This window comes from Telluria sp. LT2P34 (genome assembly GCF_059685915.1).
Window position 1 is genome coordinate 261,913 of record NZ_JCASIN010000006.1, and the last position, 24,760, is coordinate 286,672.

The 24,760-nt window shown below is 65.6% G+C and carries 23 protein-coding genes and 1 riboswitch; of the genes, 9 read left to right on the plus strand and 14 right to left on the minus strand.

The genetic code is table 11. The annotated features are described in order from the left end of the window. Together AC56KZ_RS17090 and AC56KZ_RS17095 are read right to left on the minus strand one after the other, a co-directional pair. Nucleotides 1–2,139: a TonB-dependent siderophore receptor gene (locus tag AC56KZ_RS17090; RefSeq protein WP_497163381.1), complete on the minus strand. Its 2,139-nt coding sequence runs from the start codon at nucleotides 2,137–2,139 to the stop codon at nucleotides 1–3. Nucleotides 2,140–2,231: 92 nt separating this feature from the next. Continuing rightward, a riboswitch (TPP riboswitch) is annotated at nucleotides 2,232–2,330 on the minus strand. A gap of 57 nt (nucleotides 2,331–2,387) precedes the next feature. Beyond that, nucleotides 2,388–3,347, minus strand: a complete 960-nt coding sequence (locus AC56KZ_RS17095) for a DUF535 family protein (RefSeq protein WP_497163382.1) — start codon at nucleotides 3,345–3,347, stop codon at nucleotides 2,388–2,390. A gap of 39 nt (nucleotides 3,348–3,386) precedes the next feature. On the opposite strand from AC56KZ_RS17095, the gene AC56KZ_RS17100 reads away from it, so the two are divergent. Continuing rightward, nucleotides 3,387–3,641 (plus strand): hypothetical protein, encoded by a 255-nt coding sequence (locus AC56KZ_RS17100; RefSeq protein ID WP_497163383.1) that lies wholly within the window; start codon nucleotides 3,387–3,389, stop codon nucleotides 3,639–3,641. Between the two features lie 52 nt (nucleotides 3,642–3,693). Then, nucleotides 3,694–4,170, plus strand: coding sequence for a VOC family protein (locus tag AC56KZ_RS17105; protein ID WP_497163384.1), 477 nt, complete (start codon nucleotides 3,694–3,696; stop codon nucleotides 4,168–4,170). A gap of 18 nt (nucleotides 4,171–4,188) precedes the next feature. Here the strand turns inward: AC56KZ_RS17105 and AC56KZ_RS17110 are convergent, their stop codons facing one another. Further along, nucleotides 4,189–4,749, minus strand: coding sequence for a manganese efflux pump MntP (locus AC56KZ_RS17110; protein ID WP_497163385.1), 561 nt, complete (start codon nucleotides 4,747–4,749; stop codon nucleotides 4,189–4,191). A gap of 98 nt (nucleotides 4,750–4,847) precedes the next feature. Here AC56KZ_RS17110 and AC56KZ_RS17115 point away from each other — a divergent pair, with 98 nt between their 5' ends. The 4 genes from AC56KZ_RS17115 (at nucleotide 4,848) to AC56KZ_RS17130 (ending at nucleotide 10,732) form a co-directional block, all read left to right on the plus strand. Next, nucleotides 4,848–5,768: a pirin family protein gene (locus AC56KZ_RS17115; protein ID WP_497163386.1), complete on the plus strand. Its 921-nt coding sequence runs from the start codon at nucleotides 4,848–4,850 to the stop codon at nucleotides 5,766–5,768. A gap of 107 nt (nucleotides 5,769–5,875) precedes the next feature. Beyond that, nucleotides 5,876–6,727, plus strand: a complete 852-nt coding sequence (locus tag AC56KZ_RS17120) for a PhzF family phenazine biosynthesis protein (protein ID WP_497163387.1) — start codon at nucleotides 5,876–5,878, stop codon at nucleotides 6,725–6,727. Between the two features lie 207 nt (nucleotides 6,728–6,934). Then, nucleotides 6,935–7,684, plus strand: coding sequence for an N-acyl amino acid synthase FeeM domain-containing protein (locus AC56KZ_RS17125; protein WP_497163388.1), 750 nt, complete (start codon nucleotides 6,935–6,937; stop codon nucleotides 7,682–7,684). Between the two features lie 99 nt (nucleotides 7,685–7,783). Continuing rightward, the gene (locus AC56KZ_RS17130) at nucleotides 7,784–10,732 is read left to right on the plus strand and encodes a putative bifunctional diguanylate cyclase/phosphodiesterase (RefSeq protein ID WP_497163389.1); all 2,949 of its coding nucleotides are present in this window, start codon (nucleotides 7,784–7,786) and stop codon (nucleotides 10,730–10,732) included. A 16-nt stretch (nucleotides 10,733–10,748) separates the two neighbouring features. Here the strand turns inward: AC56KZ_RS17130 and AC56KZ_RS17135 are convergent, their stop codons facing one another. The 5 genes from AC56KZ_RS17135 to ompR form a co-directional block, all read right to left on the minus strand. After that, nucleotides 10,749–11,165 (minus strand): DUF4124 domain-containing protein, encoded by a 417-nt coding sequence (locus AC56KZ_RS17135; protein ID WP_497163390.1) that lies wholly within the window; start codon nucleotides 11,163–11,165, stop codon nucleotides 10,749–10,751. A gap of 109 nt (nucleotides 11,166–11,274) precedes the next feature. Beyond that, a complete protein-coding gene (locus AC56KZ_RS17140) occupies nucleotides 11,275–11,673 on the minus strand; it encodes a RidA family protein (RefSeq protein ID WP_497163391.1) in 399 nt (132 codons plus the stop codon). Continuing rightward, on the minus strand, nucleotides 11,673–12,638 hold the full coding sequence (locus AC56KZ_RS17145; RefSeq protein ID WP_497163392.1) for a threo-3-hydroxy-L-aspartate ammonia-lyase: 966 nt from the start codon (nucleotides 12,636–12,638) through the stop codon (nucleotides 11,673–11,675). The genes AC56KZ_RS17140 and AC56KZ_RS17145 overlap by 1 nt, the downstream gene beginning before the upstream one ends. Before the next feature lie 21 nt (nucleotides 12,639–12,659). Continuing rightward, the gene (locus AC56KZ_RS17150; protein ID WP_497163393.1) at nucleotides 12,660–13,994 is read right to left on the minus strand and encodes a sensor histidine kinase family protein; all 1,335 of its coding nucleotides are present in this window, start codon (nucleotides 13,992–13,994) and stop codon (nucleotides 12,660–12,662) included. 35 nt (nucleotides 13,995–14,029) lie between these two features. After that, complete coding sequence (gene ompR / locus AC56KZ_RS17155; protein WP_497163413.1) at nucleotides 14,030–14,731, minus strand: osmolarity response regulator transcription factor OmpR; 702 nt, start codon at nucleotides 14,729–14,731, stop codon at nucleotides 14,030–14,032. 277 nt (nucleotides 14,732–15,008) lie between these two features. On the opposite strand from ompR, the gene AC56KZ_RS17160 reads away from it, so the two are divergent. The 3 genes from AC56KZ_RS17160 (at nucleotide 15,009) to AC56KZ_RS17170 (ending at nucleotide 18,037) form a co-directional block, all read left to right on the plus strand. Next, nucleotides 15,009–15,425 carry a hypothetical protein gene (locus AC56KZ_RS17160; RefSeq protein ID WP_497163394.1) on the plus strand — a complete coding sequence of 139 codons (417 nt, stop codon included), beginning with the start codon at nucleotides 15,009–15,011 and terminating at the stop codon, nucleotides 15,423–15,425. A gap of 145 nt (nucleotides 15,426–15,570) precedes the next feature. Further along, nucleotides 15,571–17,478 (plus strand): flagellar assembly protein A, encoded by a 1,908-nt coding sequence (locus AC56KZ_RS17165; protein ID WP_497163395.1) that lies wholly within the window; start codon nucleotides 15,571–15,573, stop codon nucleotides 17,476–17,478. Nucleotides 17,479–17,560: 82 nt separating this feature from the next. After that, the gene (locus AC56KZ_RS17170) at nucleotides 17,561–18,037 is read left to right on the plus strand and encodes a chemotaxis protein CheW (protein ID WP_497163396.1); all 477 of its coding nucleotides are present in this window, start codon (nucleotides 17,561–17,563) and stop codon (nucleotides 18,035–18,037) included. Nucleotides 18,038–18,052: 15 nt separating this feature from the next. Here AC56KZ_RS17170 and AC56KZ_RS17175 read toward each other — a convergent pair whose 3' ends face one another. From AC56KZ_RS17175 to dapD, 6 genes are all read right to left on the minus strand, one after another. After that, the gene (locus AC56KZ_RS17175; protein ID WP_497163397.1) at nucleotides 18,053–20,062 is read right to left on the minus strand and encodes an ATP-binding cassette domain-containing protein; all 2,010 of its coding nucleotides are present in this window, start codon (nucleotides 20,060–20,062) and stop codon (nucleotides 18,053–18,055) included. A 31-nt stretch (nucleotides 20,063–20,093) separates the two neighbouring features. Beyond that, nucleotides 20,094–20,984, minus strand: coding sequence for a 50S ribosomal protein L3 N(5)-glutamine methyltransferase (gene prmB, locus AC56KZ_RS17180; RefSeq protein ID WP_497163398.1), 891 nt, complete (start codon nucleotides 20,982–20,984; stop codon nucleotides 20,094–20,096). Nucleotides 20,985–21,033: 49 nt separating this feature from the next. After that, nucleotides 21,034–22,173, minus strand: coding sequence for a succinyl-diaminopimelate desuccinylase (dapE, locus tag AC56KZ_RS17185; protein WP_497163399.1), 1,140 nt, complete (start codon nucleotides 22,171–22,173; stop codon nucleotides 21,034–21,036). Next, the gene (locus AC56KZ_RS17190; RefSeq protein ID WP_497163400.1) at nucleotides 22,170–22,526 is read right to left on the minus strand and encodes an ArsC family reductase; all 357 of its coding nucleotides are present in this window, start codon (nucleotides 22,524–22,526) and stop codon (nucleotides 22,170–22,172) included. The genes dapE and AC56KZ_RS17190 overlap by 4 nt, the downstream gene beginning before the upstream one ends. Before the next feature lie 141 nt (nucleotides 22,527–22,667). Next, the gene (locus AC56KZ_RS17195; RefSeq protein WP_497163401.1) at nucleotides 22,668–23,804 is read right to left on the minus strand and encodes a PilT/PilU family type 4a pilus ATPase; all 1,137 of its coding nucleotides are present in this window, start codon (nucleotides 23,802–23,804) and stop codon (nucleotides 22,668–22,670) included. A 114-nt stretch (nucleotides 23,805–23,918) separates the two neighbouring features. After that, entirely contained in the window at nucleotides 23,919–24,743 is an 825-nt protein-coding gene (dapD, locus tag AC56KZ_RS17200) for a 2,3,4,5-tetrahydropyridine-2,6-dicarboxylate N-succinyltransferase (protein ID WP_497163402.1), read from the minus strand. Between the last annotated feature and the right edge of the window lie 17 nt (nucleotides 24,744–24,760).

A 24,760-nucleotide genomic window follows, 5' to 3' on the forward strand; every position in this document is an offset into this window, starting at 1 on the left:
CTAAAAATCGAACTGGGCCGACAGGCGCACGGTGCGCGGCGCACCCGGCAGCAGGTAGCCGCCCAGGTCTTGCGTGACGTCGCGCCAGTAGAACTTGTCCGCCAGGTTGTCGATGCGCGCGCGCAGGGTGACATTCGTGGCGCCCATCTTCATCCCGTAAGCCGCGCCCAGGCCCAGCACGTGATAGCCCGGCACGATGACGCTGTTGTCCGGATCGAAGGCCTTGTCGCCCGAATACTGCCACTGGCCGTTGAGCTTCAGGCCCGGCACGGCGCCGACGCTGTATTCGGCCCAGGCGCTGCTGCGCAGTTCCGGCACGTTGGTCACGCGGCGTCCGTCGAGCGCGGCGACGCCGGTATCTTCCTGGCGCGCGCGCAGCGCCATCAGCGACGCGCCGTAGGCGAGGGCGCCGCTGGCCCGCTGTGCAGACAGCTCGACGCCGCGGTGGTTCTGGCGGCCGTTGCGCACGAACGTATTCGCCTCGTCCGTGTACTCCAGGCCGGACCTGATCTGGAACAGGGCCGCGCTGACCGACACGTCCCCCGCGAGGACGCCCTTGATCCCCAGCTCGACCTGCTTCGAGCGGCTCGGGCCGAGGTCCGCGTTGGCATTGGTCGTTTCGATCGGCGCCACGCCGCCGCCCTGCAGGCCGTGGCCGATGCTGACGTACACGTTCAGGTTGCGTTTGGGGCTGTACACGAGCGCCACGTTCGGCAGTGCGAAGCTGGCGCGGCTGGCGGCCCAGCCGGCACTTGACTCCGGCTGCTGCGCGCTGTCCACCTTTACGTAGCGCAGGCCGGCATGCAGGGCGAACTCGGGGCTCAGGGTCACGATATCCTGGACGAACAGGGCGCGCTCGCGGTCGCGGTAACGCTCGGTGACCGGGCCGGTGCGCGGATTGCCCGGCGCCGGTGCGACGACCTGGTTGTTGTAGATATTGCTCGAGCCGGCGTAGTCGTAGACATAGTCGCCGTAGCTGTTGCGGCGCTCGGCGAAGCTGCCGCCGAGGGTCAGCAGGTGGCGCACTGCGCCGGTCTGCAGGCGGCCTTGCAACTGGGCCTGGACGCCAAACGGGGTCTTGCGCTCGCCGGTGCTCTGGTAGTCGTACACGTCGTAGTCGCCGTTCGAACAGTAGCCCGGGTAAAAGCCCTCGCCCTCGTTGCTGCAGCCATAGGGGAATGCGGTGAAATCGTCACGCTTGAACCAGTGCTTGTTGGCGCTGAGCGTGGCGCGCCACGATTCGCTGAGGCGGTAGTCGAAACGCAGGCCAAGGTTGGCGCTATCGGTCTCCACCGGCTTGGTCCATGGCTGCGCGTTGAGCAGGGTGCCTGGCGAAACGCCGCGCGGCAGCTCGATACCGCGCACCAGCTGGTAGCCGGGCGCCGTAATCTGTTCCTTGTGCTGGTAGTCGAGGTCGAGCTGCAGCAGCGCATCGGGCGTTACCTGCCAGTCGAAGGCGGCGGAGGCAAACTGGCGCTCGCCGTCGGCGCCGCGCACATACGAGCGCAGGCGCTCGGCCGCGGCATTGATGCGGTAGCCGAAGCGGCGGTCGTCGAAGCGCCCGCCGATGTCGGCCGCGCCATGCAGCGTGCCGCGCTCGCGCGCCTCGATCGTCACCGAGCGCAATGCCTGGTCCGTCGGGCGCTTGGTCACGAAATTCAGGATGCCGCCCGGCGCCGTCAGCCCGGCCTGCATGCCGGCCACGCCCTTGAGCAGCTCGAAGCGTTGCTTGTTCTCGAGCGGGATCTGGGCGTCGCCGCTGATGGCGAAGCCGTCCTTGCGGTAATCGGTGTTGTTGTTCAACTTGAAGCCGCGCACCGAGAACTGCTCGGCATAGCCGACGGCGTTGTAGGCGTCGCCGACCGAAGCGTCGTAACGGGCCGCATCGGTGGCGCTGCGGATCGACAGGGCCTGCATCTGGCCCAGGTCGATGGCGACGACCGAGGCCGGGATATCCATCACCGGCATCTCGGCGAAGCCGGCGACGCTGGCGCGGTCGCTGACGGTCCACTTGCTGCCGGTGACATGGACCGAGGCGATCGGCTCGGCGCCCTGGGCGCAGGCATTGGTGGCCGCAACGAGGGCGAAGGCCTGCGCAAGGGCGCAGGCGAGTAGGGACTGCTTTAACACTGGTTTCATTGTGTGCTCAGGATTTGAGCGCCGCGCACGTGGGCGTGCGGCGCTTTTAAACAAAAAGCCGGAGCCAACGTGGGGGAAGGGCAAACAAAGATGGGGACTGCGTTGCGCTTTCCTTCGCTGGCATTATCCAGATCAGGTACGAAGGGTATCTCTCACCCGGAAAATAAATCCCAGGACCCCTAGCGAGGCGCAAGTGTAGCACGGCCCGCGCGGGCCGTGGTGCTTGTGTCAACTGCCGGCGTGGCCGATCAGACTTCCGCTGTCTCGCGCAGCGGCGCTGCATGCTCGTGGTGCGAGCGTGCATGCAGCAGGTGGCGCTGCAGCGTGCTACGGGCGCCGTCGCCGATCGCGCGCCAGTAGTCGCGCCGCTGGGCCGCGCGCTTGCGGTGCTTGGACGGCATGTCGGCCAGCGGCTTGAGGTAGAAGGGCAGGGCGATCAGCCAGGCATTGCCCGGCATGTCGATGCCGCCCAAAATTTTCCAGAAGCCGTCATAGGCGTTGCTGAAGTGTTTTTCATCCGCCGGGTCGTAGGCGATGTGCGAGGTGCACTTCACGGCCAGTACCTGTTCCATGCCGACCGCCTGCGCCACGCCCTGCATCGCGGCAAAACAGAAAAAGCTCGGCGAATTGTTCGGGAAGCAGTGCTCGAAGGCTTCGAAGGCGTCGTTCGATTCGGCCCAGCGCCCCTGGTTGCGTGCGACGAAGGGGACCACCGGCGCCGGCACGCCGGCAATCCTGCCGTCGACCCAGGAGAAGGAGAGCCGATGCAATACCTTGCCATCGACAACCAGGGCCAGGGTCAGGTCGCCTTCGGCATTCATGCGCGAGGCCATCTCGAGCCGGATCAGGAATTCGTTCTTGCCCACTTCCTGCCGCCACAGCGTCAGACCGCCGGCGGCGTACACGGCCTGCTTGTAAGCGGCGTTGAAGGTGGTTTCCTCGAAGCGGTAGTGCGACAGCACGCACTGCACCCGCTGGCGCGCGCTCAGGCCCTGGACCAGGTAGCCGCGGTGGCTCAGGTGGTGGAAGGGATCGTCGTTCGGGGAGGCCAGCACATAATTGCGGTACACATCGAGCTGGCAGAGGGCGGCGTGGTCGCGGTAAAACAGCATGACGCGCGCGCTGCGCAGGGTCGACAGCACCCAGCTGGAAAACCGCAGCCGGCTGCGATGGGTCAGGCAGTGGCGGGCGAGGTGAGCGAGGATCATGGGGGCATCCTTTGGAGACGTCGGGTTGCGGACAAGTTCATGGTGTCCTACCTGACGGCCTCGGGCGGTGAGATTGCTCAAGAGAAACAAATTCTTCAAGGCAATATTCTTCAGGCCGAGACTTCTCCCGCGTGCGCTCTGGCAGCATCGTTCTTCCCTCAAGCTGTCTGTTTTAGTGTCGAACGTTTACGTTCGTTTCCTGGAAGATACCATGAGCGGGCCTGGGTTAGCATATTGGCGCATCGCAGCATCGTTAATGGTTGCGTGAACTTCGGGCGGGCGCTAGGCTCCTAAAGCAGGTCATAAAGATAACAAGCCGTCCAACACATCCAACAAGGAGAGCGTCATGAGTTCAGAGGTCAAGCCGGTCGAAGAGGGCATGCAAACGATTACCCCGCACCTGGTGTGCGCAAATTGCCACGAAGCGATCGAGTTCTACAAGAAGGCCTTCGGCGCCGTCGAAGTCATGCGCATGCCGATGCCCGACGGTAAAGTCGGCCATGCGATGCTGCGCATCGGCGACTCGCCCCTGTTCCTCGCCGACGAATATCCGGACTACGGTTCCTTCGGGCCGCTGGCGCTGAAGGGCTCGCCCGTCACGATCCATCTGTCCCTGCCGAACGTGGACGCGGTCTGGGACAGCGCGGTCGCTGCCGGCGCCACGGTGCGCATGGCGCTGGCCGACCAGTTCTGGGGCGACCGTTATGGCCAGCTCGACGATCCTTTCGGCCACCGCTGGTCGCTCGCGACCCACATCCGCGACGTCACGCCGGAAGAGATGGACGAAGCGATGAAGAAGGATGCGACGGCCGGATGCGCCTGATTTTCAACTGAGGGGCAGTTACTGCAGATGGTCGTAGAGGATCAGGCTGCCGATCGTGATCAGCACGATGCCCCCGATCACCTCGGCGCGCTTGCCCACCAGCGCGCCGAGTCCGCGTCCCAGCATGACGCCGAGCGTGACCATGACGAAGGTGGCAAAGCCGATGGCGGCGGCGGTGACGACGATGTCGGCATCGATGAAGGCCAGGCCTGCGCCGACAATCAGGGCATCGATGCTCGTTGCCATGCCGGTCAGCGCCAGGCGCAGGAAGGAATGGCTGTTGGGCCGGTCTTCGCCAGGCTCGGGGGCAGTGCAGCCTTCGCGGATCATGCGCAGGCCGAGCAGGCCGAGCAGCACGAAGGCGATCCAGTGGTCCCAGGCCTGGACATACGGGGCGGCGGCATTCCCGAGCGCCCAGCCGAGGAGCGGCGTGATGCCTTCGATGGCGCCGAAAATCGCGCCGGTGCGCAGGGCTTCGCGCCAGTGCGGCCGTTGCAGGGCGGCGCCCTTGCCGACGGCGGCGGCGAAGGCGTCGGTGGACATGGCAAGGGCCAGGGAAGCGGTGGCGACGAAATTCATGGATTGTTTCTTATCAGGCGAGGCAAGTCCTGACTTGCATCCCATATTGTACTGCAGGGCAACGCTTGGCCAGCAAGCGGCAACCGGAGGAGAACAGCGTGGAACCTGAAGGCTTCAGTGCACTCGACATCGTAATCGTGCCGCCGACGCACGACCTGGGCGACGGCTTCAAGGTCAGGCGCGCGCTGCCCAGCCGCCAGCGCCGCATGGTGGGCCCCTTCGTCTTTCTCGACCAGATGGGCCCGCACCTGTTCCAGCCCGGGCAGGGGCTCGACGTGCGGCCCCATCCGCACGTCTGCCTGGCCACCGTCACTTACCTGTTCGACGGCGAGATCCTGCATCGCGACAGCCTGGGCAGCGTGCAGGCGATCCGGCCCGGCGAAGTCAACTGGATGACGGCAGGCAAGGGCATCGTCCACTCCGAACGCACCGACAGCGTCTTGCGCCAGGGCGCGTCGAACCTGTTCGGCCTGCAGTGCTGGGTGGCGCTGCCGAGCCGCCATGAGGAAACCGATCCCGCATTCGCCCATCTCGAGGCCGGCGCGCTGCCGCTCATCGAAGGCGAGGGTGTGAGCGCGCGGATCGTTGCCGGCAGTTTCTGGGGCAAGCGTTCGCCGGTCGCCACGCTGTCAAGCATGTTCTACGTCGATCTGCGCCTCGCCCCTGGCGCGCGTATCGCCATGCCGCCGGAATACCCGGAGCAGGCGCTGTACATCGTCGCCGGCCGCCTCGACCTCGGGCCCGATGGCGTGTTCGAAGCGGGTCAGCTGGTCGTCCTGAAACCCGGCGCCGAACTGGTGCTGGCCGCGCCGGGGCCCGGCGAAACGCGGGTCATGCTGCTGGGCGGGGAACCGATGGACGGCCCGCGCTACCTGTCGTGGAATTTCGTTGCCAGTTCCGAAGAGCGGATCGAGCAGGCACGCCGCGACTGGCAGGCCGGCGCCTTTCCCCAGGTGCCGGGCGAAACCGAATTCATTCCCCTGCCCGAGCAACAGGGCAGGCCGGTGCACTATCCCTGAGCTTTATTCGATAACAACATGATTCGAGTCCGACCGATGTCGTCAAACCAAGCTTTTCATTTCCACATGGAAACACTTTTCCGCTGCATGACCGACATGGTGCAGCCGTGAATTTGCACGAGGTCAAGCGCATCGCCGCCTTTTCGGATGGGCTGCAAGGGGGTAACCCGGCCGGTGTCTGGATCGGCGCGACGCTGCCGCAAGAGGACGCGATGCAGCGCGTGGCGCTTGAGGTCGGCTATTCCGAGACCGCCTTTGCCGCGCCGCGCGGCGATGGCTGGCGGGTACGCTATTTTTCGCCGGAGTCCGAGGTGCCGTTCTGCGGCCATGCCACCATCGCGCTCGGCGCCGCGCTGGCGGCCATCCATGGCGACGGCACCTATCAGCTGGCGCTGAACGACGCCTGCATCACGGTCGAGGGACAGCGCACGGCGGGCGCGGATGGCAGGCCGCTGTTTTCCGCCGCGCTGCAGTCGCCCCCCACGCACAGCGGCGTGGTCCCGGCGCCTGCGCTGGAAGATGCCCTGGCGCTGTTCGGCTACCGCGACAAGGATCTCGACCCGCGCATCCCGCCGGCGCTGGCCCACGGCGGTGCGCCGCACCTGGTGCTGGCCCTGCGCAGCCGGGCGCTGCTGCAGGAGATGCACTACGAACTGGGCGCCGGGCGCGCCTTCATGCGTGCGCTCGGGATCGTGACGGTGGTGCTGGCCTGGGCCGAAAGCGACACCCTGTTCCATACGCGCAATCCCTTCGCTGCCGGCGGCGTCTATGAAGATCCGGCCACCGGCGCCGGGACGGCGGCGCTGGCCGGCTACCTGCGCGACCTGGGCTGGCCGCACGGCGGTGCGATCGATGTCATCCAGGGTGAGGACATGGGCATGCGCTCGCGCCTGCATGCCGCCATCGGTCCTGACAAGGGCGGATCGATCCGCGTTTCCGGCACCGCCAGGCCTCTCTGAGGATTGAGCAAAATAAACTTGTATTGCTTTACAGTGTTCATGTCAAATTGTAATTAGAGGGGGAATAACCCTCTTGATCTTCGAATAAGAATTTCTCCAAAGATTGATAATTATCAGGAAACATCTTTCCGTAATTAACAATTTCAGGAGTAACCGGTCATGGAGCTGTGCCAAGCAAACGTCGTCACCCAGGGAACTGCCGCGCCAATGAGTAGCTCAGGCGCTGTCCATGGCACGCAAAAGGCAATCGAGCGCCTGCCCTTCACCATCCGCCGCGTCGAGAGCGAGGACGACCTGCGCAAGGCTGTGCAAGTCCGTTACGATGCGTATGCACGCCATATTCCTGAATTTGCCCGCTCGCTGGCCCTGCCGGAAGCCGCCGACTACGAGAGCGATACCATCGTCCTGCTGGCCGAATCGAAGCTCGACGGCACGCCACTGGGTACGGCCCGCATCCGCACGAACATCAACCACCCGCTGCACATCGAAGAATCGGTCATCCTGCCGCAGTGGCTGCAGGGACGCCGGCTGGGCGAAGTCGAGCGGCTCGGCGTCAGCCAGGGTCGGATCGGCCACGTGGTCAAGGTTGCGCTGGTCAAGGCATTTTTCGAGTACTTCGAGAACCATGGCTTCGACTATGCCGTTCTCTCGGGCCGCGCCCCGGTCGACCGCCAGTATGAACAGCTGATGTTCGTCGATGTGTTCGGCGAAAAGGAAATGCTGCCGATGCGCCACATCGGCGACATTCCGCACCGCATCATGGCCTTCGAGATCGCTACCGGCGAAGCGCGCTGGACCGCAGCAGCCCATCCGCTGCTCAAGTTCTTCCGCCACACCCACCATCCGGACATCCAGGTCGGACCAAAGTCGGAGCCGTATATCCAGGCGCCGCGCGTCGTCCGGCGTGCACCGGCGGGCGCCGCCGCGGTCCCTGTGCGCGAACTTGCCCTTGCCTGAATAGATATTGCATGACGGCATCACGGTAAAGCTGTATCCTTGCGCCTGATCAGGCCGCGATTGTGAATCGCGGCCTTTGTGGTTTGCTTGATAACGCTTATGCCAAATACTCCCGTTCACCAGCATCGTTTTCTGTCGTCGACGGCCAACCTGGCCCTCGAACGCGTGCTGCGGGTGTTCGCTTATTACCTGGTGCCGATCGGCATCGGCCTTTTCTCGATTGTCGCGTTGTTGTTCTGGCACAATCATTACAAGGTGAGCGAGCCGGTGGCGCTGTCCTTGCGCGTCCTCGTGGATACGGAAAGCGGCCCGGGCGCATCGCCCGATCCGGCCGATGCGCTGGCGCGACTGGCTACGCAACCGGTCGTCCCCAGCTATGACACCAGCCTCGACACCCATCTCATCTGGTTCAGCTTCGCGCCGAAGGCCGCCTCATCCCCGCAGGACGTGATTGAATTCCCATCGCGCCACGCACTGGCGATGCGCTGCTGGGACGCGGCCAGCCTGCGTCCGCTGGGAGAGGCCAGCCGCAGCAATGCCACCGGTGCGCTGCAAGCCTCCAAGGCCGGCTTCGCGTTGCGCCCGGACCGCATGCCGGCGCAGCTGCTGTGCAGCGGGACCTTCGCCGGCCCGGCGCGCATGAGCGTGCAGCAATGGCCTTCGCAGCAGTATGCCTTGTCGGTCGAACACCATCATCGCAAATCCGGCCTGCTCGACGGCGGCATGATCGTCCTGGCGCTGTTCGTCCTGCTGACCGCCCTGATCAATCGCCAGCCGCTGTACGTGCTGTTCGCAGGCTGGCTGATCCTGAACCTGCGCGTCGCTGCGCTGTCGGCCGGCTGGGACACCCAGTGGCTGGGACAGACGGTTCCCGCCGACTGGCTGCTGCTCTCGCGGTCGGTGACCTTCACCCTGTTCGGCATCGTCACCCTGATCCTGTACCAGAATCTGTTGCGCGACAGCCTCGAGGGCTTGCGTTACGCCGCGCCGATGCGGGTCATGCAATGGCTGTGCGTGCCGGCCGCCGCCGCGGTGCTGCTGCCGTATCACATCTACCTGCCCATCGTGTGGGTCATCTGCGCGCTCTGCCTGCCCGTCATGACGGTCGGCCTGTTCAAGGTGGTGGTCGAATCGCGCAACCGCGTCGCCGCCTGGTTCGCCGCGTCCTTCGCGCTGACCGTCGTCGCGACGCTGGTCGAGATCGTTTCGGCGGCACTCGGCATGCGCGAAGTGGTCGGTTTCATCAACAGCGTGACGGCGGCGCTCGCGTCGAGCCTGCTGGCCGCGCTCGCGGTCGCCGAGCAGATGCGCGCCGAGACCGAAAAGCGCGAGGAAGCCCAGCGCAAGCTCGAGCATGCCTATGAGGCGATGCCGGTCGGCCTGTTCACGCTGGACATGTTCGGCTACTTCGAGAGCGCCAATCCCTCACTGCGCAAGATGCTCGGGGCAGCCAGCTTTACCCCCGGCCGCACTGCCTGGCGCGACTTCTTCAGCGAAACCGTCTGGGCCGAACTGCATGAGCAGGTGCACGGCCGTTGCGACGCCGAACTTGAAATCGCGAATCGCGACGGCACCCGGCGCTTCCTGGTCAGCGCAACCCTGGCGCGTGGACGCATTGAAGGCGTGCTGCAGGACATCACGGAGAAGTGCAAAGCCAACGAGCAGCTGCGCTTCATGGCAGACAACGACCCGCTGACCAAGGTCTACAACCGGCGCGGCATCGAAAAGAGGTTCGAGGAGGCAGCCGTGTCGCTGGCGATGGGCAAGCCGATGGCGCTGGCGTATATCGACCTCGACCGGTTCAAACTGATCAACGACCTGTTCGGCCACGCCGCCGGCGACGAGGTGCTCAAGCAGGTCTGCGAACGCATTTCCCTGACGCTCACCAGCGGCCAGCAGCTGGGCCGCGTCGGCGGCGACGAATTCGTCATCGTGATGCCGGACACCTCGGTGCCGCTGGCCTCGCTGATCTGCCGCGGCATCGTCGAGCGCATCGGCGGCGTCGCCTACCGTGTCGGCGACAAGGCCTTCCATGTGCGCGGCTCGGTCGGCCTGATCGAAGTCTCGGCCGGCATGCCGATGCGCGACGTCATCTCGACCGCGGACCGCGCCTGCCGCGAAGCCAAGGAGTCGAGCGACGGCCTGGTGATCTACGAGCGCAACGCCTCGGCCTTCCACGAGCGCGAAGCCGAACTGAACCTGGTGGCCAAGCTGCAGGGGCCGAACGCCACCGACGGGCTGTTCATCGAAATGCAGCCGATCATGTCGCTGAAGACCCCGCACGAGTCGCTCAACTTCGAGGTGCTGCTGCGCATGCGAGGCCCGGACGGGCGCATCATGCCGGCCGGCCCACTGATCGGCGCGGCCGAGAAGAGCGGGCGGGCAGGGGTGATCGACCGCTGGGTGCTCTCCACGACCCTGGGCTGGATCGCGGAGAACATCACGCGCCTGCCGAACACCCGCTTCGTGTGCATGAACCTGTCGGGCGCCTCGCTCAACGACGAGCGTTTTGTCGCCGACACGCTCGAGATTTTGGGGCGCCACGTGCACGTGACCAGCCGCCTGTGCATGGAAATCACGGAGAGCGTCGCCCTGCACGACCTCGACAACACGCGCCGTTTCATCGACCAGGTCCGCAATTTCGGCGTGAAAGTGGCGCTCGACGATTTCGGCGCCGGCTATACCTCGTTCTCGTATTTGAAGGAATTGCCGGCTGACGTGCTCAAGATCGACGGCAACTTCATCGTCAACATCAATGCGCATCCGGCGAATGTGGCGATCGTCGAGGCCATCGTCAGCCTGGCGGTGAACCTGGGCATGAAGACGATCGCCGAATGGGCCGAAGATGCCGCCACCGTGCAGACCTTGGCCGAGATCGGCGTCGATTATGTGCAGGGCTGGGCGGTGTCGCGTTCGCTGCCGCCGGAGCGCATGCTGACGGCGGCATCGTCGGCCAGCTTCATCCAGGACCCGACGCTGCTCGAGCTGCTGCCGAACCTCGGCAATGGCGCGGCGCTCGATTTGCGCGGGATGGTGCGCCTGCACTAGGCCGGCGCCACGGCTTTTATTTGAATGCCAGTCGCGTCCGTGGCTGGCGATACCCATCGCTCAGCAGCAAGTTGGCGCGCGCGGCCTTGAGCGTGGCGACGTCGGCGGCCAGTGGCCGGGCACGGTTCGCCACGCGCGGACGCCATTCCTGGTAACGCTGCATGGCCTGCGGCGGCGCGTAGCGCTGCACGCTTGCTGGCTGGGGCTGAACCGCGGTGCCTGATGCAGGGCTGGACACTTCTTGCGCATCGGCCTCAGGCGTGGTGCTGGCCGCCAGCCGCGTCACCTGGGCGCCGTCGGCGCAGGGGCGGTCGGTCAGCGTCACGTGGCCGCTGCTGTCGACGCATTTCAAGATTTCAGAACCCGCCAGTGCGGCGGGCATCACGGCAAGGGCTGCCAACATCAGGCTCAGTCGGGAGGCGAGGCGCTTCATGGTCAGCTCCATCAATTCAATGGAGCCATTCTCCCGCCCGAGGCCGCCTCACTCTGTTCGGTGCCACACGAACAACAAGTATTATTAAAAATACCACGGACGAGTTAGCTCAACCGGGCCGTTCTGCAGCCCGTTCCGCCACCAGTTGCACCTCGACCAGGAAACCGTGGTGCAAGCCCGGCACCGGCACGACGGCGCGCGCCGGCTTGTGGCTGCCGAAGACGCCGGCATACACGCCGTTGAAGGCCGGCCAGTGCTCGACGCCGGCGATATAGGCCGTGCACTGCACCACGTCGGAAAAGCCGCAGCCTGCCGCGCGCAAGACTTGTTCGCACTGCTCGAAGACCGACGCGCATTGCGCCTCGAAGTTGGCGTCCGCGCCGGCGCCAGCTTCCAGGCTCGCTTGCGCCGGCAGGATCCCGGACAGGAACACCAGCGAACCGCTTGCCACTGCCTGCGAGTAATGCCCGGCCGGGGCCGGCAGTTCGTTCGACTGGATGAACTCCATCACGCCACCAGCGCCGCGAAGCGCGACAGGTCGACATTGCCACCGCTGATCACGATGCCGACGCGCTTGCCGGCGACCGGCCAGGCGCCGTGCAGGGCCGCGGCGGCGCCCAGGCAGCCGGTCGGCTCGACCACCATCTTCATGCGCTCGGCGAAGAACTTCATCGTCTCCACCAGCTGGGCATCGCTGACGGTGACGATGTCGTCGACGCGGCGCCGGATGACCTCGAAATTATGCTGGCCGACATGGGTGACCATGGCGCCGTCGGCAATCGTTTTCGGCACGCCGATGTGGACGATCTCGCCCTTGCGCAGCGACTGGCGGCCGTCGTCGCCCGCTTCCGGTTCGACGCCGATCACCTGGCAAGCGGGCGACACGCCGCTCGCGGCCAGGGCGCTCCCGGCCAGCAGGCCGCCGCCGCCGAGCGGCACCAGCAGCAGGTCGAGCGGGCCCACGTCCTGGAACAATTCCATCGCCGCCGTGCCCTGGCCGCAGATGACGTCCGGGTGGTCGTAAGGGGGAATCAGGGTCATGCCGCGCTCCGTTGCCAGGCGCGCGGCGATCTCTTCGCGGTTCTCGGTGTAGCGGTCGTAGAAGATCACTTCGCCGCCGTATTCGATGGTTGCCGCTACCTTCAGGGCGGGGGCGTCCTGCGGCATGATGATGGTGGCGCGGATGCCCGCCAGGCGCGCCGACAGCGCGATGGCCTGGGCATGGTTGCCGGACGAGAAAGTCAGCACGCCTGCGGCGCGCTGGGCTTCGGTGAAGCGGGCAATGGCGTTGAAAGCGCCGCGGAACTTGAAGGCGCCCATGCGCTGGTAGTTCTCGCACTTGAAGAACAGCTCGGCGCCGGTGGCTGCGTTGGCGGTGCTGGACGTCAGGGTCGGCGTGCGGTGGGCGGCGCCGAGGATGCGCGCAGCTGCTTGTTCGACGTCAATGTACTGCAGGGTGGCGGTATCGTTCATCGGAAGAAGGAAAAAAGAAGTTTATGGCGCCAGCGGTATCGCCAGCTGCACCAGCAAGCCGCCGCCTTCGCGGTTGCGCACGACCAGCTCGGCATTGTGGCGGCTGACCACGCGCTCGACGATCGCCAGGCCCAGGCCGGCGCCGTTGGCCTGGCCGCGCGCCGTGTCCAGGCGCGTGAAGGGTTTCAGGAGCTGGTTGATCTGGTCTTCCGGCACGCCCGGGCCGCGGTCGGCGATCTCCACCACCGCGCGCCGGCCCTGCGGCATGCTGCGCACGTGGCAGGAGAAATCGATCTCGACGATGTCCGAACCAGGTTTGCGCGCATAGCGGCGCGCGTTCTCGACGACGTTGTTGATCACGCGGCGCAGGTCGGTCTCGTTACCCGAGACCAGCACGTCCTCGTCGAGGTCGTAGGTCACGCGCACGTTCGGCAGGCGCATCGCGTGCATGGCGCAATCCTGCAGCAGGCTTGACACGTCGACCGGGACGAAGGTGGCCGCTTCGGTCGGTTTTGCGTAGTCCAGGAACTGGCCGATGATCGCGTCCATCTGGGCGATGTCGGACTGCATGCCCTCGCGCGCATCGTCGGACAGTTTGGCCATCTCGAGTTCGAGCTGCATGCGCGCCAGCGGCGTGCGCAGATCGTGCGAGATGCCGGCCAGGATCACGGCGCGGTCCTTTTCCACCTGCGCCAGGTCGTCGACCATCTGGTTGAAACTGCGGTTCGCCTCGATGATCTCCTGCGAGCCTTTTTCGGGCAGGGGAGCGGGGCGCTCGCCCTTGGCGATCACGCGTGCGGCGGCCGTCAGGCGCGCCAGCGGCAGGTTGATCAGGCTCGAGATAAAGGCCGCGCCGAGCAGCGACAGCAGGCCGACCACGCCGGCCCAGCCCAGCCACTGCACGCGTGTCAGGCCCGCCAGGCGTTCGCGTTCGAGCATCAGCCAGTACTGGTCGTCCTCGATGTTGAAGCTGATATAAAAGCCGGACATGCCATTTACACGGCTGGAAAAGCGGGTCTGCGGACCGAGTTTTTCGCGCACGGCGGCGGCGATTTCGGGCATCAGGGGATTGTCCGGCGGCGGGTCGACCGCGTCGCTGTCTTCCAGCGCGTAGACACGGATGCCTTCGTTCGAAACCAGGTCGAGCAGCAGCTCGATGCGCAGGTCCGGAGCCGCGTGCGTGAGGGCGGCCTTGGTGATCGTGACGACCGACACCACCAGCGAGGCCGTCTGCTGGACTTGCCGGTCGCGCTGGAACACGTTGAGCATGCCGATCCACGAACCGGTCGAGAGCGCGGTGAGGAGCGACAACAGGAAGAAGGTGCGCCAGAACAGGCCGCTGCGCATCCAGTTCATGCGCCCCGGGCCCCGCATTGAGCTTGACCCTAGCACTAGCGCGGCTGTCCTTCAGGAATGAACACATAGCCCAGGCCCCAGACCGTCTGGATGTAGAGCGGGCTCGATGGGTCGGGTTCGATCAGTTTGCGCAGGCGCGAAATCTGCACGTCGAGCGAACGGTCGAAGACTTCGTATTCGCGGCCACGGGCCAGTTCCATCAGCTTTTCGCGCGACAGCGGCTGGCGCGCATGGCGCGCGAACACTTTCAACACGGAGAATTCGCCGGTGGTCAGCGGTACGGTGTCGCCGTTCTTTTTCAGCGTGCGCGTGCCCAGGTCGAGCACGAACTGGCCGAATTCGAAGGTCTGCGGGGTTTCCGACGGCGCGCCCGGGATTTCGTCCGGGCCCTTGCGGCGCAGGACGGCGCCGATGCGGGCGACGAGTTCGCGCGGGTTGAAGGGCTTCGGCAGGTAGTCGTCGGCGCCCATCTCGAGGCCGACGATGCGGTCGACGTCTTCGCCTTTCGCGGTCAGCATGATGATCGGGGTCTGGTCGCCGGCGCCGCGCAGGCGGCGGCAGATCGAGAGGCCGTCTTCGCCCGGCAGCATCAGGTCGAGCACCAGCAGGTCGTAGCGCTCGCGCAGCCACAGCTTGTTCATCGCCGGCGCGCTTTCGGCCGTGACGACCTGGAAGCCCTGCTCGGTGAGGTAGCGCCGCAGCAGGTCGCGCAGGCGCACGTCGTCGTCGACGACCATGATCCTGGCGCTGTGACCCGCGCCTGGAACTGTTGTGTTATTACCCAAGTTTGTGCCTGAATTCGAGGAGGAAGATGTATTCATGTGCTCTGTGTTGTTAGAATCATGTCGGTATGGTAACTTCTCTGCGCGCAGAACATTCCGAATACCGGTAAGGCATTACATCGTGTTACAAACTTTACCCATTTAGCCTTATACCCCTGGACCGTTCCACATACACTGGGGACCAATGAAGTACAGCTTATCTGTTTATCCGGCATCACGGAAGAGGAACACCATGACAAACGCGCACATCGAAACCACTGCAGCATCCGGGGCCTCAGGCTGCCTGCGTGCCCGCCTGGCGCGCCGTGCTGTCGCGGTCGTCCTGCTGGCTTGCGCCGGTATCGGCGCCGCCCAGGCACAATACCATGGTCGCCGCGACGACGCCCAGCTCCAGCCTCCGCCGGCGGCGCGTGGCGAGCGCCTGGCGCTGCCGCCGCAGCTCGAGGGGCAGCGCGAGCGGGGATATGATCAGCGCATGGCGGAGCAGCAACGCGAAGAGCGCCGCCATGCCGTCCAGCAAATGCAGCAGGAAGGTGCGCGCGACGGCGGCCGCCGCGGCGGGCGCCTGACCCCGGACGAGCGGCGCGAACTGCGGCGCCAGGTCAACGAGGCCGGAATGGATATCTATCCGGGCCGCGAGCGCCGCTGAGCGCTGGCGCAGCATCCACACAAGCCGGGCGCGTCCCGGCTTTTTCTTTGGCCGACGCGAATGCCCGCGCGTTGTCGTTGACTATTATTTATTTATCTTCGTCAACATGTTACGCTGGGTGCTGCCTACACTCTGGAGCAAGAACGTGTCCGAAACCGCGGCGCCCGCCGCCATTCCTGCCATGCCTCCCCCTGCAAGCGCGCCGGATGCGCGCTTCGATGGCGGCGGCCCCGAGCATTGCCTGGAGCAGCGCGCCGACGGCGTGTATGTCGACCCTGCCGTACTGGGCACGACCGTGCTGGCGGCGGTCGACAGCATCCTGAGCGCCGGTCATTTCCTGGCCGGCGTCGACTATCCGGTCCTGATCAAGGCCATCTACGGCAGCGGCCCTGCGCTGCCTGTCGGCCCCGACGGCCAGCCCCTGGTGCGCGTGGCGCGCGAGATCCTGCCCTTCGACGAGGCGCGCCGCACCCTCTACCGCTCGGTGCGGATCGACGACGGCGAAGCCGAATACTGTTTCGAGCCGGTCTGGCTCGCCGACGAGGAGGACAACGAGCTTCCTGCCCAGCTCGACGCCGACGAATTCGTGGCCGACCTGTGGGGCAAGGGCATCCGTTTCGGGATCGACATGGATGCCGTGCAGGCCGGCGTCGCCAATCCGGGTGTCGGGCGGATGGTGGTGGCGCGCCGCCTCGAGCCGGCGCCGGGCATCGACGCCGCCGTGGTCGAGGTGTCGGAGGACATCCACCGCAGCGACGCGCCGCGCGAGCTCGCCAACGGCAAGTTCGACCTGATGAGCTTCCAGAACCGTTTCCCGCAGGTCGAGGCGGGCACGCGCCTGCTGCAAAAGCTGCCGCCGCGCGTCGGCCAGGCGGGATTCGAGATGTCCGGTTTGCGCATCGCGCCCGCCGCACCGAACGAGCTCGATTTCGCTCCGTATGCGGGCGAGGGCACCAGCATCGAGCGCACCGGCGGCGGCGAATACCTGGTCGCCGCGCGCACCGGCTATCTCGACGTCGACAAGAGCGGGCGGATTGCGGTGGGCGACAAGATCGTCAGCCGCGACGGCGTCAGCGCCCGGACCACCGGCAACCTGCAGCTGACCGGCGACTACGAGGAGTTCGGCGAGGTCCAGGAAAAGCGCGTCATCGAAGGCATGGGCATCACCGTGCACGGCGACGTCCATGGCGACATCCTCTCGCGCGGCGGCCTGGTTCACCTGCGCGCCAACCTGATCGGCGGCAGCTCCCACAACAAGCACGGCGATATCCGGATCGACGGCACCACATCGAACGCCGTGGTCCAGGCCTGCGATGGCGCGGTGGTGCTGGCCCGGGCCGAAAACTGCGTCGTTTCCGGCACCCGGATCCGTATCGAGCACGCCATCAATTGCGACATCATCGGCAACGAGGTGTCGATCGGCCAGGCCGAAGGCTGCGCGCTTGCCGGCCGGCGCGTCAGCATCGACCATGCCACGACCTGGCACGACAGCGAAATGCTGGTGTATGTCCTATGCGCCGATTGCGGCCGGATCGACGACGTCATCGGGCAGGTGGGCGAGCGCCTGGCCCAGCTCGCGGCAAGCATCGCCCAGCACAAGGGCGAACTGGGGCAGCTGTGCGCCAGGAGCGAGGTACGCAACTACCTCGAGGTCGCGGCGCGCGTGCGCAGCGGCGATACGGTGCTGAACGCGGTCCAGACGCAGCAGTTCCGCCAGATGGCGCAGGCAATCGGTCCCGAGCTGCAGCGCATCGGCGAAGTGTCGGCCGCCCGCAAGACCGCCGAGGCGGATCTGGCCGAAGGACAGGCGCTGCTGCTGCGCTACGGCGCCCAGCGGGCCGCGCGTGCCGCCGGCAGCAGCGTGACGCTCGGCCAGCTGGCCGGCGACACCCAGGTGCGCATGCTCGCTTTCGACCCCGACGGCCCGCCCTTGCACCAGGTCTCGCCACGCGAGCTGAAAGGGCGCCTGCGCAGCAACGAAGGCACGCCGCTGTATGGCGGCGCCCACGGCAGCTATGGCTGGGAAAGCGGTGCGATTGCAGGACCGGGGTAATGTTCTAAGGAAATATTGACTGCTCGCAACGAAGGCGGGTGCGCGCTGGCCTAGCATGGTGGCTGTTACCGAAAGGAGCATCATGCACAAGGACACTGCGGCACTGCGCCCGGCCAGCCAGGACTTCCTGAGCTTCCAACTGGGCGGTCTCGAATACGGACTCGATTTCGGCAAGGTGCAGGAGCTGCGCGTGTTGAAATCGCTGGAGCGTTTCGCCTCCGACGGCGAACTGGTCGAAGGCGTGGCCGTGTCGCGCGGCGTCATCATGCCGATCGTCGACATGCGCGCCGCCTTCTGCGGCCACCCGGTGGTGGTCACGCCGATGACCGACGTGATCATCCTGAAACTGTCGACCTGCGTGATGGGGATGGTGGTGGACGGCATCACCGACGTGGTCAGCCTGCGTCCCGATCAGATCACCCCGATTCCCGGCGCCGACGGCGGCGCCATCGACTACCTGCTGGGCCTGGGCGTGGCCAAGGGCCGGCGCCTGATCCTGGTCGATATCGACAGGCTGATGTCGATCGACCGAGGGACGGGCACGCGGCAGGTGGCGTAAGGGTTGGCGTAACCCTTACGCCGCCAGGCCCTCCAGCTGCTCCTGCAACTCCAGCCACTCGTTCTCCAGCGTCGCCAGGTCGCGCACGCAGAAGGCCTGGTCCGCGACCAGGGTCTTCAACTCGTCCTTGCGGCCGGCGTCGTACACGCCGGGGTCGAGCAGGCGGGCGTCGATGTCGGCCTTTTTCGCGTTCAGCTTGGCCATCTGCTCGTCCACCCGTTTCAGGCGGTTTTCCAGGGGCTTCCTGAGCGCCGCGACGCGCTGGCGTTCGCCGGCGTCGAGCTTTTTCTGTTCCTTGCGTTCGCTCGTGGAGACCGGGGCCGCCGTCACCGCTACCGGCACCGGCATTGGCGCGGCCGCCGCGGCCTTGGCGGCCGCCGCCGCGCCCGGCAACACCTCGGTCCCCTTGCCCAGCTTGGTCTTGAACAGCCAGTCCTTGTAGTCGTCGAGGTCGCCGTCGAAAGGCTGGAGGCGGCCGTCGGCGACGATGATGAACTGGTCGGTCGTGGCGCGCAGCAGGTGGCGATCGTGCGACACGACCACCAGGGTACCCTCGAACTGGGCCAGCGCCATGGTCAGGGCTTCGCGCGTTTCGAGGTCCAGGTGGTTGGTCGGCTCGTCCAGCAGCAGCAAATTCGGACGCTGCCAGACGATCAGGGCCAGTGCCAGGCGCGCCTTTTCGCCGCCCGAGAAGGGTGCGATCGAACTGGTGACCATGGTGCCGGGGAAGTTGAAGCTGCCGAGGAAGTTGCGCAGTTCCTGTTCGCGCACGGTCGGCGCGATCTTCGCCAGGTGCCACAGCGGCGACTCGTCGTGGCGCAGCATTTCGACCTGGTGCTGGGCAAAATAACCGATCGACAGGCCCTTGCCGAGCGTGGCGTCGCCGGTGAGCGGCGCCAGTTCGCCGGCGATGGTCTTGATCAGCGTCGATTTGCCGGCGCCGTTCACGCCAAGGAGGCCGATGCGCTGGCCGATCTGGAGCGAGAAGTTGATGCGGTTGACGATGGTCTTGGCGCCGACCTTGTCGCCGTGGTGGTCGAGGATCGGATAGCCGGCGTCGACGTCTTCCATCACCAGCAGGGGATTGGGCGCGGCCAGCGGCTCGCGGAATTCGAAGGAGAATTCGGCGGCCGCGCGCAGCGGCGCCAGCTCTTCCATCTTGGCCAGCGCCTTCATGCGGCTCTGGGCCTGGCGCGCCTTGGTGGCCTGCGCCTTGAAGCGGTTGATGAAGGATTCGAGGTGGGCGCGGGTGCGCGCCTGCTTTTCCTGGGCGCTGGCAGCCAGCACCAGGGCGGCGGCGCGCTGGCGCTCGAAGGACGAGTAGTTGCCCGAATAGCGCTTGAGCTTGCGCTCGTCGATGTGCACCACCACGTTGACGATCTCATCTAAAAAATCGCGGTCGTGGGAAATGATGACCAGGGTGCCCGGATAGCGCTTCAGCCAGTCTTCCAGCCAGATGATCGCGTCCAGGTCCAGGTGGTTGGTCGGCTCGTCCAGCAGCAGCAGGTCGGAGGGGCACATCAGCGCCTGCGCCAGGTTCAGGCGCATGCGCCAGCCGCCCGAGAAGCTCGACACCGGCTGCTGCATCTGGTCGAGCGAAAAGCCCAGGCCCAGCAGCAGCTGTTCGCCGCGCGACTGCACCGTGTAGGCGTCGGCGTCCATCAGCGCGCCATGGACGTCGCCCATCGCGACGCCGTTCTCGTCGGTATGCTCGGCTGCTTCCAGCACTTCCAGTTCGGCCTCGAGGCGGCGCAGGGTGACGTCGCCGTCGATCGCGTACTCGAGCGCGGCGCGGTCGAGCGCAGGGGTCTCCTGCGCTACATAGGCCATGCGCCACTTCGAGGGAAAATCGATTTCGCCGCCATCTGCGTGCAGCTCGTTGCGCAGCATGGCGAACAGGCTCGATTTGCCGGCGCCATTGGCGCCGATCAGGCCGATCTTGTCGCCCGGGTTCAGGGTCAGGTCGGCGCGTTCGAGCAGCGGCTTGGTGCCGCGCATCAGGCTGACGTTTTGGAAACGGATCATGCGTTGGTGTCTACAGTCTAAGTCTGAAGTGTTACAGGTTCTGGAGCTGCTCGGCGGTGAGCAGGAAGACTGCTTCGTCGCCGGCGCTGGTGGTAAGCCAGGTCAGGCCAAGGTGGCCGAAGGCGGCTTCGGCGTATTCGGCTTCGTTGCCGATTTCGACGACGAGGATGCCTTCGGGTGTCAGACGTTCGGCGGCGCCGGCGACGATCTTGCGCACCAGGTCCATGCCGTCTTCGCCGCCGTGCAGGGCGATCTGCGGCTCGCGCAGGTATTCCGGCGGCAGCTTGCCCATCGAGTCGGCGTTGACGTACGGCGGATTCGTGACGATCAGGTCGTACTTCTTGAAGGGCACGTTCTGGTACAGGTCGGACGCGATCGGATTGACGCGGCCTTCGAGCTTGTACTCGCGGATGTTACGTTCGGCCACGGCCAGCGCATCCTGCGAGATGTCGACCGCATCGACGACGGCGTTCTGGAACACGTCGGCCAGCATGATCGCCAGGCAGCCGGAACCGGTGCACAATTCCAGCACGTTTTCGACCGCGAACGGATCCTGCACCCAGGGGCTGAAATAATTCGGGATCAGCTCGGCAATGAAGGAACGCGGCACCAGCACCCGCTCGTCGACATAGAAGGCATAGGTGCCAAGCCATGCCTCGTTGGTGATGTAGGCGGCCGGCACCCGTTCGTTCGTCCTGCGCTCGATCACCGCCAGCACTTGCAGCACTTCTTCGGGCAGCAGTTTCGCGTCGAGGAAGGGTTCGAGCCGGTCGAGCGGCAGTTTCAGGGTGTGCAGGACCAGGTAGGCCGCCTCGTCGAAGGCCTCGGCGCTGCCATGGCCGAAGAACAGCTTGGCGGCGTTGAAGCGGGTGACGGCGTAGCGCAGCAGGTCGCGTGGCGTGCTGAAGGTGGTCGTGGTCATGGCGGTCCTCGCGTTCGTGTTAATGCGCCAGAAGGCTAAGTGAGCAAACTTAAGTCAGCAAATTCGCCAGCGTCCGGCGATAGATATTCTTGAGCGGGTCGATGAAGCGCAGCTCGACGTGCTCGTCGATCTTGTGGATGCTGGCGTTTGGTGGGCCGAATTCTATCACCTGAGGGCAGATGCGGGCGATGAAGCGCCCATCCGAGGTCCCGCCCGTGGTCGACAACTCGGCCGCGACACCGGTCTCGCGCTGGATCGCTGCGCACACCGCCTCCGACAGCGCGCCCTTCGGCGTCAGGAAGGGCAAGCCCGACAGGCACCATTCGAGCGTGTAGTCGAGGCCGTGGTGGTCGAGGATGGCATGCACCCGCGCTTCCAGGCCCTCGGCTGTGCTGGCAGTGGAAAAGCGGAAGTTGAACTCGATCGTCAGCTGGCCGGGAATGACGTTGTTGGCGCCGGTGCCGGCATGGATGTTCGACATCTGCCAGCTGGTCGGCGCATAGTATTCGTTGCCCTCGTCCCAGACCTCGGCCGCCAGCTCGGCCAGCGCGGGCGCCGCCTGGTGGATCGGGTTACGCGCCAGGTGCGGATAGGCGATATGGCCCTGCACGCCCTTGATGACCAGATGGCCCGAGAGCGAACCGCGGCGCCCGTTCTTGATCGTGTCGCCCAGGATGTGGTTCGAGGTCGGTTCGCCGACCAGGCAGTAGTCCAGTTTCTCGCCGCGCTCCTCGAGCAGGTCGCAGACGATGGCCGTACCGTCCGTCGCCGGGCCTTCCTCGTCGCTCGTGATCAAAAAGGCGATCGAGCCCTTGTGATCGGGGTGGGCGGCGATAAATTCTTCGCAGGCGACGACCATTGCCGCGATCGAGGTTTTCATGTCGGCCGCGCCCCGGCCATACAGTTTGCCGTCGCGCACGGTCGGAATGAAGGGATCGGAGGTCCACTGCTGCACCGGCCCGGTCGGCACCACGTCGGTATGGCCGGCGAAGACGAACAGCGGGGCCTGCGTTCCCCTGCGCGCCCACAGATTGGTGACGCCCTTCGATTCGATGCGCTCGCAGTGGAAGCCCAGCGGCGCCAGCAGTTCCACCAGACGCTGCTGGCAGCCCTTGTCGTTCGGCGTGATCGAGTCGAGCGCGATCAGTTCGGCGGACAAGTCCTGGGTGCGCGAGTGCTTCTGGATCATGCGGCCCCCGTCAGGCGCAGGTAGGCGTCCGGGCTGAAACCGGCCGCCAGCGCGCCGTCACCTTCGAGCACCGGGCGCTTGATGACGGAGGTGTGTTCCAGCATCAGCTCGAGGGCGGTGGCCTTGTCGACAATTGCCGCCTTGCGCTCCTCGGGCAAGTTGCGCCAGGTCGTGCCCTTGCGGTTGACCAGGGTTTCCCAGTCGAGCGTTTCTAACCAGCGCGCCGCGGTGGCGCGGTCCAGGCCCTGTTTCTTGAAATCGTGGAAGGCGAAATCGATGCCATTATCGGCTAGCCAGGTGCGGGCTTTCTTGACGGTGTCGCAGTTGGGGATACCGTAGAGGGTCTTTGTCATGGGCGTAGATAATGCGAGGCAAGACGCTCTTGCATCGGTGCGCTCGTTCGGGAAGCGGGGAGGATAGCACAAGGATGCACAGGACACCCGAGCCCCCGGCCTCATCCGTAGGGTGGGCTCCCCGAGCCCACGCGGACCGGCTCAACTATCGAGCGTAAACTCTGTAAACGTCGTCGCCGGCTCTTCCAGCTTCTTCTGGCTGTCCTCGGCCCCCTGCGCCGGCCCGTTATTGAGCAGCCAGAGCAGATTGGTCGCCGAGTCCGCATTCGCCAGCGCTTCTTCCTGCGTCACCAGGCCCGCCTGCACCATCTGCAGCAGGGCGTATTCGAAGGACTGGCAGCCCGGGGACAGGCTCTTGTCCATCGCTTCCTTGATCCCGGAAAGCTCGCCCTTTTCGATCAGGTCGGCGATGTAGCGGGTGTTGAGCAGGATCTCGACCGCCGGTTCGCGGGTGCCGCCGGCGGCGGCGCGCACCAGGCGCTGCGAGATGATGGCGCGCGTGGCCGAGGCCAGGTCCTGGAGCAGGGCGGGGCGGTTGTCGACCGGGTAGAAGCCGATGATGCGGTTCAGGGCGTTGTAGCTGTTGTTCGCGTGCAGAGTGGCGACCACCAGGTGGCCGGACTGGGCGTAAGCCAGGGCCGCGCCCATCGTGGCCTGGTCGCGAATTTCGCCGATCAGGATCACATCCGGCGCCTGGCGCAGCGAGTTGCGCAGGGCCTGGTGGAAGTCGAGCGCGTCGCTGCCGATCTCGCGCTGGTTGACGATCGATTTCTTGTTCTTGAACAGGTATTCGATCGGGTCTTCCAGGGTCAGGATGTGGCCGGTCCGGTGCTCGTTGCGGTAGTCGAGCATCGAGGCGATGGTGGTCGACTTGCCGGAACCGGTGGCGCCGACAACCAGCAGCAGGCCGCGCTTTTCCATCACCAGTTCCGACAGCACGGCCGGCAGGCCGAGGTCGGCCAGGGGCGGAATCGTCGCCGGCACGAAGCGGAACACGGCCGAGATGCTGCCGCGCTGGCGGAAGGCCGACAGGCGGAAGCGGCCGAGATTCGGCACCGAGATGCCCATGTTCAGCTCGTTTTCGCGCTCGAGTTCTTCGAGTTGCTCCGGCGTGGTGACTTCGGCCAGCAGCGAGGCGATGTTGTCGGGGTCGAGCTTGTGCTGGTTGATCGGGATAAGGTTCCCGTTGATCTTGATGTGGACGGGAGAATTGACCGCGAAGAACATGTCCGACGCGTTTTTTTCTTTCATGAGCTGGAACAGGCGGTCCATGGCCATTGTGTCATTCTCCCGAGGTGGTGCTTTTGATGGTGCGCCTGATCGTTCTACCGATACCGCGTGGGCGGAGCCCACCCTACGGAAACCGGACCGCCGGGCCTGCCTGAATTCGCTTTAAATCCCGCGCAGCAGCTCGTTGATGCCGGTCTTCGCGCGCGTCTTGGCGTCGACCTGCTTGACGATCACGGCGCAGTACAGGCTGTACTTGCCGTCCGGCGAGGGCAGGTTGCCCGACACGACGACCGAACCGGCCGGCACGCGGCCGTAGCTGACTTCGCCGGTTTCGCGGTTGTAGATCTTGGTCGACTGGCCGATGTAGACGCCCATCGAAATCACCGAGTTTTCCTCCACGATCACGCCTTCGACGATTTCCGAGCGCGCGCCGATGAAGCAGTTGTCTTCGATGATGGTCGGATTGGCCTGCATCGGTTCGAGCACGCCGCCGATGCCGACGCCGCCCGACAGGTGCACGTTCTTGCCGATCTGGGCGCAGGAGCCGACCGTGGCCCAGGTGTCGACCATGGTGCCTTCATCGACGTAGGCGCCGATGTTGACGTAGGACGGCATCAGGACCACGTTCTTGCCGATGAAGGAGCCGCGCCGCGCAACCGCCGGCGGCACCACGCGGAAACCGCCTTTGGCGAAATCTTCAGGCGTGTAGCCGGCGAACTTGGTCGGCACCTTGTCGTAGAACTGCAGCCCGCCGCCTTCGACGGGAACGTTGTTCTCGAGCCGGAACGACAGCAGCACGGCCTTCTTGATCCACTGGTTCACCTGCCACTCGGCGCCGGTTTTCTGCGCCACGCGCAGGCTGCCGTCGTCGAGGCCCGCGATCACGTGGGCGACGGCCTCGCGCACTTCGGCGGCGGCGTTCGAAGGGCTGATCTCGGCGCGCTGTTCCCAGGCGGTGTCGATGATGTTCTGGAGCTGTTGGGTCATGATGATGATCTCGGTTT